This is a genomic window from Pseudoalteromonas sp. (assembly GCF_018402495.1).
Lineage (GTDB): Bacteria > Pseudomonadota > Gammaproteobacteria > Enterobacterales > Alteromonadaceae > Pseudoalteromonas.
Genome location: NZ_JAGYIU010000002.1, coordinates 301,442 through 319,008 on the forward strand (window position 1 = coordinate 301,442; position 17,567 = coordinate 319,008).

General features: G+C 37.8%; 8 protein-coding genes. All 8 read left to right on the forward strand.

Annotated elements, in window-relative coordinates:
• Window positions 1-2 precede the first annotated feature (2 nt).
• Window positions 3-2,678, forward strand: coding sequence for a UDP-forming cellulose synthase catalytic subunit (gene bcsA, locus KG708_RS06910; RefSeq protein ID WP_213608698.1), 2,676 nt, complete (start codon window positions 3-5; stop codon window positions 2,676-2,678).
• On the forward strand, window positions 2,671-4,917 hold the full coding sequence (gene bcsB / locus KG708_RS06915; RefSeq protein ID WP_213608699.1) for a cellulose biosynthesis cyclic di-GMP-binding regulatory protein BcsB: 2,247 nt from the start codon (window positions 2,671-2,673) through the stop codon (window positions 4,915-4,917). The genes bcsA and bcsB overlap by 8 nt, the downstream gene beginning before the upstream one ends.
• On the forward strand, window positions 4,917-6,050 hold the full coding sequence (gene bcsZ / locus KG708_RS06920; RefSeq protein ID WP_213608700.1) for a cellulose synthase complex periplasmic endoglucanase BcsZ: 1,134 nt from the start codon (window positions 4,917-4,919) through the stop codon (window positions 6,048-6,050). Before bcsB ends, bcsZ begins: the two co-directional genes overlap by 1 nt.
• Entirely contained in the window at window positions 6,041-9,859 is a 3,819-nt protein-coding gene (locus tag KG708_RS06925) for a cellulose synthase subunit BcsC-related outer membrane protein (protein WP_213608701.1), read from the forward strand. Before bcsZ ends, KG708_RS06925 begins: the two co-directional genes overlap by 10 nt.
• Window positions 9,860-10,107: 248 nt before the next feature.
• Window positions 10,108-11,592: a peptide MFS transporter gene (locus KG708_RS06930; protein WP_213608702.1), complete on the forward strand. Its 1,485-nt coding sequence runs from the start codon at window positions 10,108-10,110 to the stop codon at window positions 11,590-11,592.
• Between the two features lie 350 nt (window positions 11,593-11,942).
• On the forward strand, window positions 11,943-14,696 hold the full coding sequence (locus KG708_RS06935; protein WP_213608703.1) for a metallophosphoesterase: 2,754 nt from the start codon (window positions 11,943-11,945) through the stop codon (window positions 14,694-14,696).
• Between the two features lie 301 nt (window positions 14,697-14,997).
• The gene (gene hppD / locus KG708_RS06940) at window positions 14,998-16,044 is read left to right on the forward strand and encodes a 4-hydroxyphenylpyruvate dioxygenase (protein WP_016899429.1); all 1,047 of its coding nucleotides are present in this window, start codon (window positions 14,998-15,000) and stop codon (window positions 16,042-16,044) included.
• Window positions 16,045-16,241: 197 nt separating this feature from the next.
• The gene (gene fahA / locus KG708_RS06945) at window positions 16,242-17,555 is read left to right on the forward strand and encodes a fumarylacetoacetase (protein ID WP_213608704.1); all 1,314 of its coding nucleotides are present in this window, start codon (window positions 16,242-16,244) and stop codon (window positions 17,553-17,555) included.
• Window positions 17,556-17,567 lie beyond the last annotated feature (12 nt).

Below are 17,567 nucleotides of genomic sequence, written 5' to 3' on the forward strand. Positions count from 1 at the left end.
CAATGAGCTTTTCGTTACTTTATAAACACCCTATCCACAGTGTTTTTTATATACTACTGAGTATCCTGTTCACTGACAAACTAGTTCGCTATATTTTTTTAAAATTTTATAGCTACTTTAACCAACATAAAGTAAATGTAATTGAAGCATTTACAATGCCTTTTATTACACTTTTTAGCTCATTATTTATTGATATAAAAAATAACAAAACTAACTTTGAATTAGCCTTGAAAAATTATTACCCGCATTTGATGTTGCCTTATAGAAGCTATATCTACACGAATATAATTCGCTTCTTTATACAAAGTATATTTTTGCTATTTTATGCTAATAAGCCTAAATCTAATTCAAAGTTAATCTCAAAAAATATCGCTCACATTTTTTACAATGGCGCTAGCTATTGTTTAAGTCAACTACGTTGGTTTGACCTAAAGTTAGGCAAGCTTTTAAAACGTTTACTGTCAAAAAACAGAAAACGAACTGAAAAAAGCGCTTTAAAAACGATGGTTAATGCTCGTGTTTGGCAAAATAAACCCATAAAGTACATAATTATATCATTCATTTTGTTTTTACTAGCTGTGTTTATTACCATCCCATTTAGCCTAGAAGCACAAGCAGTATTTATTAGCTTGATTTTATTGGTTGCATACGCACTAAAAAGAGTAAAAGGCCAACTTGCAACAATTATTATGATTACACTATCTGTTACAACATCATCTCGATATTTGTGGTGGCGTTATACAGAAACGTTAAACTGGGATGATCCGTTAGCACTTTTTTTAGGTGCTGGATTATTACTTGCAGAAAGCTATGCGTGGCTAGTACTTATTTTAGGCTTTTTTCAAACTATTAATCCATTGGAACGTAAGCCAGCGCCTTTGCCGAAAAATACTGATTCGTGGCCTACTGTTGATGTATACATCCCAACCTACAACGAACCATTAAGCGTTGTAAAGACCACTACACTTGCTGCACTGAGTATAGATTGGCCAGCGGATAAATTAAATATTTACATACTTGATGATGGTAAACGTCCAGAGTTTGCTGAATTTGCAAAACAGGCCGGTGCAGGCTATCTCACTCGCCCAGACAATAATCACGCAAAAGCTGGCAACTTAAATAGTGCAATGTGTCATACAGATGGCGAATATATTGCTATTTTTGACTGTGATCACGTACCTGCTCGCTCGTTTTTACAAATGACTATGGGACAGTTTTTAAAAGACAGTAAAGTATGCTTGGTACAAACACCTCACCATTTTTTTTCTGCCGATCCGTTTGAAAGAAACTTAAACAATCACAGCAAAATCCCCAACGAAAACATGTTATTTTACGGACTAATACAAGATGGTAATGACATGTGGGACGCTACTTTCTTTTGTGGCTCGTGTGCTGTTTTAAAACGCCAAGCACTGAATGACATCGGTGGATTTGCATTCGAAACTGTGACAGAAGATGCACATACGGCTCTTCGTATGCAACGTGCGGGTTACAAAACCACTTATATCAATATACCTCAAGCGGCAGGCCTTGCTACTGATAGTTTGTCAGCGCATGTAGGACAACGCATTAGATGGGCTCGAGGTATGGCACAAATATTTAGGCTCGATAACCCCTTATTTGGTAAAGGGCTAAATATCCCACAACGTTTATGTTACTTAAATGCAATGCTGCACTTTTTATCAGGTATTCCTCGAATTGTTTTTTTAACGGCGCCTTTGGCACTCATATACTTCAATGCCTACATAATATACGCTCCCTTTTTAGCTATTTTTATTTACGTCGTACCCACGCTTATTCAAGTAAAAACAACCAACTCGCGTATTCAGGGGAAGTACCGATATTCATTTTGGGGCGAAGTTTACGAATCAGTTCTTGCTTGGTACATACTTAAACCAACCACGGTAGCATTATTTAATCCTAAAAAGGGTAAATTTAACGTGACAGAAAAAGGTGGCTTGAACAATAAAGAGCATTACGACTGGGCAATTTCGAAGCCCTATTTAGTACTATTATTAATTAACTTAATAGGTATGCTAGTCGGTATACTTCGCCTGTTGTTTGGGGACCCATCCCAACTGGGGGTGCTTTTAATAAGTATGGCATGGGCAATTTATAACATTATTATTTTAGGTGCAGCTGTTGCCGTTGCCGCAGAGGCGCGTCAAGTTAGGCATTCACACCGCATAAAAGCAAACTTTCCTGCAGCAATTCGACTCAAAAATGGTCATACATTGAAGGTTAAAATTACCGATTACTCTGATAACGGGGTAGGTGTAGAAACAGAGCATACTCATCTATGTAATGTTAACGATAAAATAGAATTATTAATGAGTCGTGGTAATAAACAATTTTCGTTTCTTACCTATGTTTGCAATACTCGTGATAAACAAATTGGCTTAACTATTAAAGACCTTTCTCTTGAAAAACAACGTGCATTTATTCAGTGTACGTTTTCAAGAGCAGACGCATGGCTAGACTGGCAGAATAATTTCAGACATGATCGTCCATCATATAGTTTCAAAGAAGTACAAAAAACGAGCTTGAGAGGATTTAATAATTTATTGTTTCATGCCCCGAGAGTTTTACAGCCTATAATTAAATTTATGACTAATTTAATTATTTACATTAACTCATTTATTCCAAAAAGACCGATAGTGCATAACATATATGATTAAAAAATTGCTTTATTTACCCCTGATATTATTACTCACTAGTACTGCAAATTATGCAAATGCTATTGAGCCAATGAACAATAAATCTATTTTTTCTAATGGCTACCCAGAAGATGCTCATATATCGGGCTTGCAGTTAAGTTTTGAGGAACTCGGTTTTACAGGCTTTAAACTCGATGGAGTGAATAATAGCTCTAGTGTCGACTTTACTAATAGAATTGACAAGTTAAGCACAGCCCTGAAACTTAACTTCTCATATACAAACTCTCCTTCACTAATTGCTAGTGTGTCACATTTAAAAGTTTTCTTTAACGAAAACTTGGTAACTGTTTTACCGATCACTAACAAACTTAGTATAGTCAAAAACACGGTTAGCCATAGCTTAGATTTAAACGCAAAATATATTCAAGATTACAATCAAATTCGTTTTGAGTTAGTTGGTTATTATGACTTAAGATGCCAAGATGACTTTAACCGCTCTATCTGGACTGAAATTAGTAGATCAAGCAGTATAACACTTAATCAAAAACAGTTAGCAATTGATAGCCGTTTGGAATATTTACCAGCACCTTTTTTTGACGCAAAAGATTACAACAAACTTAATCTTCCTTTTATATTTGAAAAAGCACCTAATACAGAGGCTATCGAAGCAGCGGCTACTTTATCCAGCTGGTTTGGTGCACAGGCGGACTGGCGTGGCGCTAACTTCCCTGTAATTTATAACAAAGCCCCAGATGAGCATAGTGTTGTATTTATGACAAATGATTCAAAGCCAGATTTTTTAAAAGATTACCCCAACGTTACAAAACCAAGAGTAGAGCTTATCTCAAGTCCAATTAATCGTTACAAAAAAATGCTGTTAATATTAGGCCGTGACGAAAAAGATCTTAAAACAGCGGTAACAGGTTTAGTATTTGGGCATAAAGTGATGACAGGCCGTAGTGCAGGTATTGAAGCAATAAATAACTTACCCCTTCGTAAAGCTTACGACGCACCACGCTGGCTTAGAGACGATCGCCCCGTTCAATTTGAAGAACTTATTGACTACCCAACGCAACTTCAAGCACAAGGCCAAAAAAATGGTCCTGTCAAACTCAATGTTCGCTTTGCCCCTGATCTATTTACATGGCGCGAAAAAGGGATACCAGTAACGCTCCAATATCGTAGTACACCAGAAAGTGAAGCAATTGATTCGCGGTTGAATTTGCTAATAAATCAAAAGTTTATTACTGGCTTTTTATTAAATGATGAAGACTCATTACTTAAAAAAACACAAACATTATTGCCATTAATCTCTAATAAAAAGATAGTTCAAAGCAAAGACTTTTCGCTTAGCGGTATAAACTTAGCTAATCGTAATGAGCTTAATTTTGACTTTAGGTTTGGCGTACTAAAAAAAGGTGAGTGTGCAGTCGTGCCTCCCGGTGGTGAGTACGGTTTAATTGAAGGTAACTCAAGCATTGATGTAAGTGAGTTTGATCACTATATTGCATTACCTGACTTAAATGTATTCGCTAATAGTGGCTTTCCATTTACCAAATATGCAGATTTACAACAAACATTAGTGTTAATAGATGAACAGTCTACCCCTAATATGCTGAATATATTATTTAATTTAACTGGTCACTTTGGTGCAATAACTGGGTATCCATCTCATAGAATGGGCGTGGCGTATTTAGACGATGACGCTGATCTAGATAATAAAGATATTTTAGTTATTGCAAAACCTAGAAGTGCTGTACATGGTTTAGAAAAAGATGCGCAAATAAATATTTTATTAAACAATAACCAGCGAGCTATTAAACAAGCTATATACAACGGCGCTTATGAAGATAAAGCTAACAATAATAAAATAGAAGTAAGTATTAAAAGTAGCGGCGATATGGCTGTTATTACTGGATTTCAATCGCCATTTGACTCTAACCGTTCAATTGTATCGTTGAGCGCAACCACACAAAACGCGTTTACTTTGCTAAACGATGCCTTGATGAACTCAGAGCAGCTCTCCCAAATTAAAGGCAGTGCCACGGTAATAAACTCACAAGGTATTAAAACGATTCAAACAGACGAACAATACTTTGTAGGACATATTCCTATTCATACACTAGTGTGGTTTCACTTATCTGATCACCCTTTTATATTGGCATTATTATCTATTCTAACGTTACTATTAATTTCATTTATTCTCTGGAAATTATTACAAACTTTAACTTACAAACGTTTAGCTGAAGGAGATAAGTAATGAAATCACTTATCAACACACTCTTTACCATGATTGTATTGTTTACTTTTAGTGCAAAAGCTCAGGTTATTCAGTGTGACCCTTGGCAGGGCTGGCAGGTATTTAAAAAACATTTCGTTACTCAAGAAGGTAGAGTAATAGATTTAGGAAGTGAGCAAAGTATTACGACCTCTGAAGGGCAATCTTATGCATTATTTTTTGCACTTGTAGCAAACGATAAAGCCGCATTTGATAACATTCTTGACTGGACCCAAGAGCACTTATCTGAAGGTGATTTAAGTACTCGCTTACCTGCGTGGAAATGGGGTATTAATAAAGACAACAACAAAGGAGGCATTTTAGACTCAAACCCAGCGTCAGACTCTGACTTATGGATTGCTTACAGCCTCTCGCAAGCCGCTATATTATGGAATGAGCGCCGTTATAGCGTCCTTGCTGCAGTACTTGCAAAGCGTATTATAAGAGAAGAGACAGCATACATTGATGGACTGGGTTTATCATTATTACCGGCCCCTATTGGCTTTGAATATGATAACAAACGCTATAAATTAAATCCAAGTTACTCACCATTATTTATTTATCAGCAATTTAAAAAACTATATCCTAACTCGCCTTGGCATGAACTTCATGAAAGCTCAGCAAAGCTTCTTTTAAATACAGCAAATAAAGGAGTTAGTCCTGATTGGGTTATGTTTGATAGCAATCGTGGATTTTACTATGACAAAAAAAATACTGACCTAGGAAGTTATAATGCTATCAGAGTTTACCTTTGGGCTAGTATGTTGGCACAAGATGCGCCCTATAAAAAAGAGCTATTAGCACAGTTTGATCCGTTTATAGAAACAATTAATGAACGAGGACATGTTCCTTTAAATACGTATGCTAAATCTGGCAAATCAGAAAAAAGAGGTCCTTTAGGGTTTAATGCTGCTCTTTTGCCTTTACTTGCTGAAAAAGGTAATGATTCATTTGTTATAGCTATACAACAAAAATTAATGGTAGATAAATCGTTCACTAAAAGTCGTTATTATGACAGCGTATTAAATTTATTCGCAGAAAGCACCCTAAACAAACGCTTTAAAATCACAGCAGATGGGACACTAAAACCAATGTGGAGCACTGAATGCCATTAAGGTTTACTCTTGTTTGCACATTACTACTTAGCTCAGGGTTAGGTGCTAAAACAATCAATGATATTGATACAGAATCAGTTAATTGGTTGTTAACCCAAATAAATATTGGTGAGGCGCAACAAAATAAAAAATTGATAGACGACAGCTTGCAAAAGTTGGTTGCTATAGCCCCTAACCGCATTGAAACTAAGTGTGCTCTTGTCCATTACAGTTTTATGAATGGTGATATACAAAAAGCAAATTTAGCTTTAAGTAAACTAGATAATAGGCTAACAAAGCAAATACCATGCGTTAAAAAACTCAAAGTATTATCGAATGTAAATGGTAAAGATAAAGCCGAAATTCAAAGAGCGAAACTATTAGCACGTGCTGGCCAGTACAAGCAAGCACAAAAAATATACAGCGTCATTTTTACTAATATCTATCCTACCTTAGATTATGAACTTGAACACCTAAGCTGGTTCGCTCAAGATGACGAACAATGGCAAGCTGTCAAAAACAGTTACGAAAAACTGCTAAAAAGCCACTCTAATTTAGGTCTAATTGAAATTGCATACGCAAGACATTTACTTAGACGTAACCCTAGTGATAATAGAGCACTGTATATCTTAGAAAAATACGGTGTTATGTCACGCTTTAGTGATGAAGTAGAAAGCATTTGGCTCGCAGCGCTAAAAGATATGCCACTAGAAGACGCCACTGACGAGCAATTTCAACATTACTTTACATTTTATCCCTTTAGCGGCAAAGGTGAATTACAATACCAAGATTTCAAAAAAAAATTAAAAACGCGACAAACTTTATTAGCCGACCCTGCTTATCAGCTATGGATTAAAGGTGATAAGTTACTTGAAAAAAATAAATTAGAAACTGCTGAACCCCTATTATTAAAAGCACTCAAGGCGCGTCCGGAAGATTCAAAAATAATGCGTAGTCTTGGAATACTTTATCTACGTTTGGGCAATAATCTGAAGTCATACAACTACTTTACTGAAGCACAGAACTATACTTCAAACTTTGAAGAACGAGAACAGCTTAGAGGCTTAGCAAAAACAGCACGGTTTTGGCTCTACATTGGTCAAGCAAGAGAAGCTATAAATAAAAATGACTTTAAAACAGCAACGTTAAAACTTAATTTAGCCGATAAACTAGAGGAAGACCCAAAAACTGTTTTGTACAATAGAGGTTTGATTAAGTTTTCTCAGGGAGAATACTCACAAGCATCAGCTATTTACCAGGTTGTTCTGAAAAATGATCCTCTAAATGAAAGTGCTTTATTTGGTCTACTCGAAATAGCAGAGCTTGAACAAAATGAAAACGCACTTAACTCTTTCTTTAACCAATTGGTCTTTGCACAAAGGGAAGTAATTCGAGAGTCTTATTTGGCATCTCTCAGTAGTATTTATCGAAAAAACGCAAATACACTGGCTGAAAAAGGTGATTTAGACAAAGCCGAAAAAATACTAAAAGACGCTATTCAGATGGCTCCAGATCAACCTTGGTTATACTACGATTTAGCATTCATATATCAACAAAAAGGGCTAGTAAAAGAAGCCCGTACCCTTTTTAATAATGTGCTTTGGCAATTTCCGCTTAATACGCAGTTGCGTTACAGCCATGCTTTATTTTTACGTGCAATTGATGATTATAATGGTGCGTTAAATACGTTACAGTTTATTCCCTTTAAAGCTCGTAATGCTGACATAATGGCCCTTGAGCAGCAACTACAGCTCAATGAATATTTAACCCAAAGCCAACAATATTTAAATAGTAATGATAGAGCTAATGCTATATACCATTTAAGTGCTTTAGAAGCACAAAATCTAACACCGGTGATGAAAGCAGAATTATCTCTTAATTGGTATCAAATAGATGAGCAAAAGTATGCTATAAAACTCATAAAGTCGGCATTAAATGACGAACCTAGCCTATCACCATATTGGCACCTGCTTTATGGTGAATGGCTTTTAGCCCAAAGCGATGATCAAAAAGTTAAGCAATGGTTTACAAACTATACACTGCCTGAAAACGCTTCAGAGAGTGACATTAATCAATATATGCAATTACAAAACACCTACCTTAGTCGATACTATAGCGGTAGTAATTTAATCGCAAAACTTAATCAGCTCGATCAAAAATACAAAAGCCCCCCAGCTATTACAACAGCGTTAATTAATGCAAACCTAGCACTTGGTCAGCACCAGGCAGCTGTTATTTTTTACGAGCAAAAAGTAAAAAATAATAAAATGGTTGAACCTCAAGCTCTTATTGCTATTGCTCAAGCATATAGAAAGATTGGTGATGATTATAAGGCGAAAGAAATCACACAACAAGCGATCAATCTGAGCAATACTCAAGAAAGCTATTTTCAACGCCAAATTATGCTCTCATTAAATGACTTTAATTATTCAGGTGATGCAGTATATTTAGCTCAAAAGCTTATTGAAAAATCGCCAAATGATGCTGAGCTTCGCTACTTAGGCGCACAAGTTGCCAGTAATTTTAACGAAGCAGAACAAGCTAAAATTTGGTACACAGAGACCATCACGTCTAATCAAACATTAGACGCTAAAGAACTCTACAGTTCACTTTCTAAAATAAATGAAAGCGACGAATGGTATATCAATAACGCTAAGCGTGAGTTGCTTCGTCAGCAAAACAAAAATCAAGCTTACGTTGCTGTTGGCATAAATTTTAGCGGCCAAACCAGTACCGAAAGCGAAGCCACTTTAGGGGCTGGTTTAGTCCCAATTGAAGCGTACTTTCCGCTTTGGCAAGGCCAAGGTTTTGTAAAAATAGATCCAACTAATATTAGCGCTCAAACTACACGTTTTGATGAGCAATTTGCAGGTAGCCGCTATGGTCAGGGCGCTTTGTGTATATTTACCTGTGGTATTGAAGAAGTAACCCCTGAGCAAAGTGGCGTGGATATTGGTATCGGCTGGCAAAATGAAAACTGGCGTATGGATATAGGAACGACGCCATTAGGCTTTTTAATTGAAGACATTGTTTGGGGCATTAATTACTCCGATGATTTTGGTGACTTTGGTTACAGCCTTGAGTTAGAAAAACGACCAATCACTAGCTCGGTGCTATCGTATGCTGGCCTTGAGGATGTCAATACGGGTAAACTTTGGGGTGGAGTTCGCTCAACCGGTTTTACTGCAAACATTTCTCATGATTTAGGAGGTGATTGGGGGTTCTGGTCCAGTGCCGACTTTACTTTATATAAGGGCCAAAACGTAAAAGATAACCAACGCTACCGTCTAATGGGCGGAACCTATTACCGTGTAATAAGTAATCAAGAACGCGTATTCACTGCTGGCGCAAGTTTATTACATTGGGCTTATAAGTTTAATCTAAGTGAGGAAACCTGGGGTCATGGTGGTTACTACAGCCCTCAAAATTATATAGGATTATCGGCACCTTTAACCTACGATGCACGTTGGGGCGATGATTTTGTGTACCGCATAAGAACGGGATTGTCGTATTCACAAACTAAAACTCAAGCAATAGACTTTTTCCCAAATGATCCCGAACTTCAAGCAGAAGCCTTTGTTCGCCAACTTGAAACCGGTGTAGACCCTGCCTTTAATTCAGATACCAGTGCGGGCGTATCGTACAATTTAGAGGGTAGCTTTGAGTACAGAATAACTCCGCATTGGTTTTTTGGTGGTTATTTAGCTATAGACCGCTCTGACTTTTACGAACCTAATTTTGGTCAACTTTATATCCGTTATTACTTTAACCCTGTTTACGGAACACTCGAATTTCCGGGTACACCTATTATTCCATATGCTGATTTCTAACTTGGCATAAGGTGATACACCGCTCAGTACTTCCCCTCGCTTTGGGGTGTATGTATACTTGTTCGCAATTGTAGCTAGGATAAGGGTGTGTCTCTTACCTTATGGTGTTATAGCCACGTAGCAAATCTTTATCTTAGACACAAATAATATACTGATGGTCGAGCAATTTAACCTTTTATACGGGCTAAATTAGCTAAAGCAAAAAATTATAAGATCATCACAACAATTCTTTAAGCTAGGAAGTAAATATGAGTTCAGCTCCAGATAGTGGCTGGTTTGGCCATCCCAAAGGACTTTCAACCCTGTTTTTCACAGAAATGTGGGAACGAATGAGTTACTACGGTATGCGAGCGATGCTCGTATTATTTATGACAGCAAGCTTACAACAGGAAGGTCTTGGCTTTACTGTTGCATCAGCTGCTGCTATTTATGGTTTATACACAGGTGCAGTATACTTTTTAGGTTTACCTGGTGGTTGGTTAGCAGATAGATTGTTTGGTGGCCAAAAAGCAGTATGGTATGGCGGTGTTATTATCATGTGTGGCCATATTATCTTGGCCGTTCCACACGAGTATTCATTTTTTATTGGTTTAATTTTTGTTGCAACAGGTACTGGCTTACTTAAACCGAACATCAGTGCAATGGTAGGCCAATTATATAGCGATGCTGATGAGCGTCGTGATGGCGGATTCGCTATATACTACATGGGTATTAACTTAGGCTCTTTAATCGGTTACTACGTGTGTGGTTACTTCATGGAAAACGTAGGCTGGCACTGGGCATTTGGTGCAGCGGCTGTGGGTATGGCGATTGGCTTAGTGCAGTACAAACGCACACTTAATAACTTACCTGAGCACAGCGCATTACCTGCCAACCCTCTGGGTCCTAAAGGCACTTCACGTGCATGGAGTGGCATCGCATTATTTGTAATTATTGTAGCAAGCGTTACTGTCAGTGCTATGACCGGTGCTATAGTCATCAATCCTACTGTGGTTGCCGGTTATACAGCTGTTGCATTCACAATTATTTTCTTTGCATATTTTGGTATTATCTACTTTAAAGGTAAATTAACCGATGCTGAAAAGCAAAGAATGTGGGCTCTATTTTTAGTCTGTGTTGCTTCTGCCTGTTTTTGGTCTGGCTTTGAGCAAGCAGGCTCATCATTAAACCTATTTGCTCGTGACTATACTGACCGCCTTATTGGTACTTTTGAAATTCCAACAACTTGGTTCCAGTCTTTAAATTCACTGTTTATTATTGCTTTGTCACCATTTTTTGCCGCACTTTGGATTAATTTATCAAAGAAAATGGTATCGCCGACTTATAGCGTAAAGTGTGCGCTGGGTTTAGTTATTATGGCTTCAGGCTTCTTAGTCATGTTTATGGCAGCACATTACGCCGCTGAAGGCTTAAAGGTAGCACCTTACTGGCTTGTTACTACTTACTTTTTACATACTGTAGGTGAGCTTTGTTTAAGCCCAGTGGCATTGAGTGCGGTAAGTAAACTTTCGCCACGTCGCTATACAGGTCAAATGATGGGTGTATTCGTACTCACTTACTCAATAGGTAATATTATCGCAGGTCTACTTGCTGGTAACTTTGATCCGAACAATGTATCTGAAATCCCTAATCTGTATTTGCAAATTGCATTATTCAGTATTGGTATCGGTATTATTTTAGTATTGATGAGTTTTAAAGCGAAGGTATGGGAGAAACAAGGACTAGAGACCTAGTTTAATTAATATATTGGCTTTAATTACCTCCTACAGCACAATGCAATTACAGTGATAAATGAAAAATGAAAAATGAAAAATGCCCCCATAGGCTGCTCTGGGGGCATTTTTATATCAATAGCATTAAGTTAGTGGCTAATTATAACGATAAAAAATAATTCACTAATGAGACGAAATGACAGTATACATTTGTTGCTCTTTATAAATAATTTTTAATTATATTTGTGAGTTATTTAACTCGTTTGGGTATATATATTTTAAGAACTGGTGCTATACGGCTATGCTCCCATACTTTTAGTTGATATTATATATTAATTAATTGTTAAGATAATTCCCAAGGACTGCTACATATGATACTGGACAAGTTATCAAAAATAGCTGTAATTACATTTTTACATCTTGTTATAAGTGGGTGTGGAGGTGTCGATGATGCAGTAACGGTTAACCCGAATGATCCTGTTGAACTAGAACCAACTCAGCTTTCTTTAATAGCCGCGAGTGGTTTAAACTCAAGCCTTGATAATGGTGGCTTTGAGTTAATTATTCCTGCCAATGTAGCTTCATCAAACAGCGATATCACCTACGAAAAAATAACGTTAAACAACGCCAATTCGCAGCTGAATATTATTTCTGATTTGCACAATCTCTCACCCAATCCAGAAATAAAATTTTCAAATCCAATTACCATCCGAATAAAAATACCTGAAGGTTATGCACTGGGTGGTCAATTGTTTATAGCAAGGCAGTCAGATCTTAACAGTTGGGAAACCATTTCTAACTCTATCGTAAGTGATAATTATGTTAGTGCAACAGTAACTAAAATGGGTACCTATGCAATTCAAATGCAGCGTAAAGAAGCATTTGCAAATATTGGCCCAACGTGTGAAGCAAACGCAACAACACAATCGGTACGTTTTATACATGTTGCGGACTTACATTCTCGCTTTGGTTACAAAGAACAATACTTTAGCCGTATTAAAGCCTATTTCAATCAAGTTGCAAATCAAACACCACACACGCTATTCACCAATGGCGGTGACGACTACGAAAAAGGTACAGTAGCAGAACAACTTTCGCAAGGAATGGCAACCGAAGAAGCTATTAAAGCAATGCAATTTAATGTTCGCGTTGTTGGTAATCATGATTACGCTTGGGGCCCCGAAAAACTACTTAGTTACTCACAAGATGATAAAGCGATTGTACTTGCAAGTAATACTCGTTACGAAGGCAAACAACTTCAAGACTTTGCAGCAGTTGGATTTGCGAAAGTTCAAGTTGGCTGTATAACGCTAGGCTTTTTCGGTATGACATCAGTTCCATGGAATGAATTAGATAGACCACTTCAAAGTGATCCCATACCTGACTTTATCAAACAATTTAAAATGAGCTGGGAGTGGCAGCAGGTCGCGCAAAGCATTATAAGCCAATATCGCGATGACGTTGATTACATGGTAATGCTAAGCCACTTAGGGGTGGGCTTAGATACCGATATAGCGACTGATATTGAAGGGATAGATTTAGTATTAGGCGGCCATACTCATGGTGGGGAAAGCTTTGATACGCTCGAAAATGGCGCAATTGTGGTTCAACCTGATTTTTATGCAAAAGGTATTACAGACTTAACGCTAGAATTTAATTTAATTGACAAAACATCACCTAGAGTAAATTACCAAACAATTGCCACAGAAACAATCACCGAAATTGATGAGGAAACTAAACAAGCAATTGATGAAATAATGGGCCGTTACGCCCCTGACGCACAAACCGAAATAGCCATTTCAGAGAACTACCCTAGTGCTATTGAATTAGCTGAAGTAACAGCATTGGCTGCACAGCACAATAGCTCAATAACTGCCGCCCTTTTAAATCCTGAATTGGTTCAAAAGCGTTGGACACCGGGGACCCTCACACAAGAAGACTTTCATGAAGCTTTTTATGTAGAAAGGCAGCCTTCAAATACACCTGGCTTTAACGCAATATATAAAGTTACAGTAACAGGAGCTAATTTATTATCGATGTTCGCAAGCCAGCCTGACTGGTTTTTACTTAAACCTGAAAACATTCAAACTACCAGTAATTATGACGTTGCCTTATTTAAAGGTGCGGCACTAAATCCCCAGTTATTTTTTAATGGCGTGACATTTTCAAATGTAGAGCTCATTGCTGAAGCATGGTGGTTGCTTGATCAATATGCCCGATTTAGAACTAGCCAATGCTTATATCTTGATACAAATAATCAACTTTTTTCTTGTACAGATGAAGAAAACATAACGATATGGAACTTTGATAATAAAACAAACCCACTAGCAGCAGATTTTGGACCTTCAGTACTCAGTTACTTTGATCCTGAAGAAAAAAACTGGGGCCCTAAAGAAACTCAATATAAAACGACTACCGAACTCGGTATCAGCGATTTAAGTGATGGCCCCTCCAGTGTAATGGCATTTTCAAGACATGCACCAACTGAAGGATTACTTATTCACTTAAATACACCTGCTAATGGTGATTATGCAAATGAGGGCATGGTCTCAGACTATACCCTTGTTATGGATTTATATTGGCCAGCGGAAGGGCAGGATATTTACCGTGCAGTAGTTCAAGCCGATACAATTAACTATTTAACCGACGACGCTGATATATTTATTGACCCAAGTGGTGGTTATGGTAAATCAACCAGGGACAGTGGTTACTTTGGCAATACACAACCAGATTCATGGCATCGCGTAGCATTGGTATTTTATACAGCTCCTACAAATGGCGTATTTGAAGTGTATATTGATGGAGAGCTAGTTGGCGTAAAAGAAGACGGTGAGATCAATAAACGTTGGGCGTTAAATAAATCAGTACTTTTATTTACTGATAACAACTATGAAACCGTTCCGGGTTACTTAAATGCATTACTTTACGCTGGCCGTGCTATGACCCGCGATGAAATAAAAAGCTTAGGTAATGCAAAACAAAAGTTAACATTTGAGCACTCCACAAGAGTGTTAAACCAAAAAATCGAGCGCCACTATCAAGCTGCACCTGATATAAAACCAAATTTATGGTTAAAACAGCGCAGAAAGTTTTTTAATAACAACATTAAAAATGTAAATAATTAATTACACTTCAAGTTGCTTTTTACAAAAAAAAAGAAAAGGGTTTCCGTGTGTAAACCCTTTTTTTTATTATTTAATATCAGCAATTTAATTTAAATTCGTCCTATTGAAAAATCTAATAAGTCTTCTTATTATTGCTCTGCTGTACTATAGAATAGAGCCATTGTATTAAGCGTCATATTAACTATACACACAACCTCCTCACTAAATAACAACACCCTCTTCCCCAAAACACTAATCTGGTTAATCATGCAGGCAATACGATAACTAATAATCGCAGTGCTTAATTGCGGGAGTAATTATAATGAGTGAAGTAAATAACCCTTTAGGTTTGGTTGGTATTGAATTTACCGAGTACGCAACACCCGATGCCGATTACATGGATAAAGTGTTTACCGATTTTGGTTTTTCAAAGTTAAAAAAATTCAAAGGTAAAGACATTGTTTATTACAACCAAAACGATATTCATTTTTTACTAAATAATGAACGCGATGGTTTTTCAGCTGAATTTGCTAAAAATCATGGCCCAGCAATTTGTTCTATGGGTTGGCGCGTAGAGAACGCTCAAGCGGCGTTTGAAGCAGCGGTTGAGCGTGGCGCTAAGCCTGCTACTGATGCAGCAAATAAAGACTTACCGTACCCTGCTATTTACGGCATTGGCGACAGCTTAATATACTTTATTGAACAGTTTGGCGATAAAGGCTCTATCTACGCAAACGACTTTGAAGATTTAGCTGAGCAAAACGTCGTTAATGATAAAGGGTTCTTACGTATAGACCACTTAACTAACAACGTTTATAAAGGCACAATGGAAACATGGGCTAACTTTTATAAAGACGTGTTTGGTTTTACCGAAGTGCGCTACTTTGATATTAAAGGCCAAAAAACAGCCTTACTCTCTTATGCATTAAAATCACCTTGTGGCACTTTCTCTATTCCAATAAATGAAGGTAAAGGTAACGACAATAACCAAATTGATGAATACCTAGGCGAATACAATGGCCCAGGTGTACAGCATTTAGCCTTTTTAACTGATGACTTAGTGAGCTCACTTGATAAGTTAGATAAATCAACTATCGCCACTTTAGATATTATCCCTGAATACTACGATACTATTTTTGACCGTGTACCATGGGTTAAAGAAGACAAAGAAAAGATTCGTGAGCATCAAATCCTGGTTGATAGCCAAAGCGAAGATTGCTACTTATTGCAAATTTTCTCTAAAAACTTATTTGGCCCTATCTTCATTGAGATGATTCAACGTGTTGACGATGGTGGCTTTGGTGAAGGTAACTTCCAAGCGCTGTTCGAATCAATCGAGCGAGATCAAGAACGCCGCGGCGTTTTATAATTAAAATTATGACTCTAAAAAGCAGCGTATTTCGCTGCTTTTTGTCGTTTAATCGTAACTAAGAGAGCTAATCTCTCTTTGCGTGTTTAAATCGCGCTTTTCATCACCATATAACTAGTAGATATTTAAAACTTGCTGGTGCTATGTTCTTATTTAATAAATTGATATGCGCGACCAACTAAACCAAAGGAAATGTAATGAGTTTAATTAACGAAACCCATGATATAAATTTAACTAGCTGGGTTGCATCAGCGAATGATGCACAATGTGACTTCCCTATCCAAAATCTACCTTTTGCCGAAGTACGTCTCAAAAACAGCAACGAAGCTTTCCGAGGCGCGGTTGCTATTGGTGATCAGGTTATTGATTTAGCAAAAGTAAATGAACTCGCTATTTTTAGTGGCGATGCCCAAGTCGCCATTGCTGCAGCAAGTAACCCTACACTAAATGAGTTTATGGGACTGGGTGAGCAATATTGGTCAGCCCTACGTTTAGCATTATCTAAAGCATTACGTGAAGGTTCTGAGCATCAAGAACAACTTACACACGCACTTATTCCGCAAAGCGAGATTGAATTTGCTCTGCCGTGTCGCATTGGTGATTACACCGACTTTTACACCTCGATTTATCATGCCACGGCCGTAGGTAGTTTATTCCGCCCTGATAACCCACTGCTACCGAATTACAAGTGGGTACCGATTGGTTATCACGGTCGTTCGTCATCTATTGGCGTATCTGGTCAGCAGTTCCATCGCCCTAAAGGACAAACTAAAGCGCCAGACGCAGAAGTACCTTCATTTGGTCCGTGTAAGCGTCTTGATTACGAGCTTGAACTGGGTATTTACTTGGGTAAGGGTAATGAGCTGGGTGATGCTATTGCCATTGAAAATGCTGAAAAACATGTGTTTGGTTTTTGTGTTTTCAACGATTGGTCAGCACGTGATTTACAAGCATGGGAATACCAACCGCTTGGTCCATTTTTAGCAAAAAACTTTGCATCAACCGTGTCACCATGGATTGTAACTACCGAAGCACTTGCACCATTCAGAACAAGCTGGACGCGTGATGAAAATGATCCGCAACCATTGGAATATTTAGAATCAACGGCTAACCGTGATCAAGGCGCATTTGATATTCAAATGGATGTTAAAATTCAAACGCAAAAAATGCGTGATGAAGGCTACAATCCAACACAAGTATCTAAATCTAGCTTTAAGCATTCATACTGGACTGTGGCACAAATGGTGACTCACCATACGGTAAACGGTTGTAACTTTATGCCAGGCGACATGCTGGGCTCTGGAACGCAATCAGGCCCAACGCATGAAGAAGCAGGTTCATTACTTGAGCTTTCTCGTGGTGGTAAAGAAAAAATCACCTTAAGCAACGGCGAACAGCGTAGCTTCTTAGAAGACGGCGACAACGTGATAATGCGTGGCTGGTGTGAAAAAGAAGGTTTTGCACGTATTGGCTTCGGCTGCGTAGAGAGTACGGTACTGCCAGCAAAATAATTGTAAAATCAA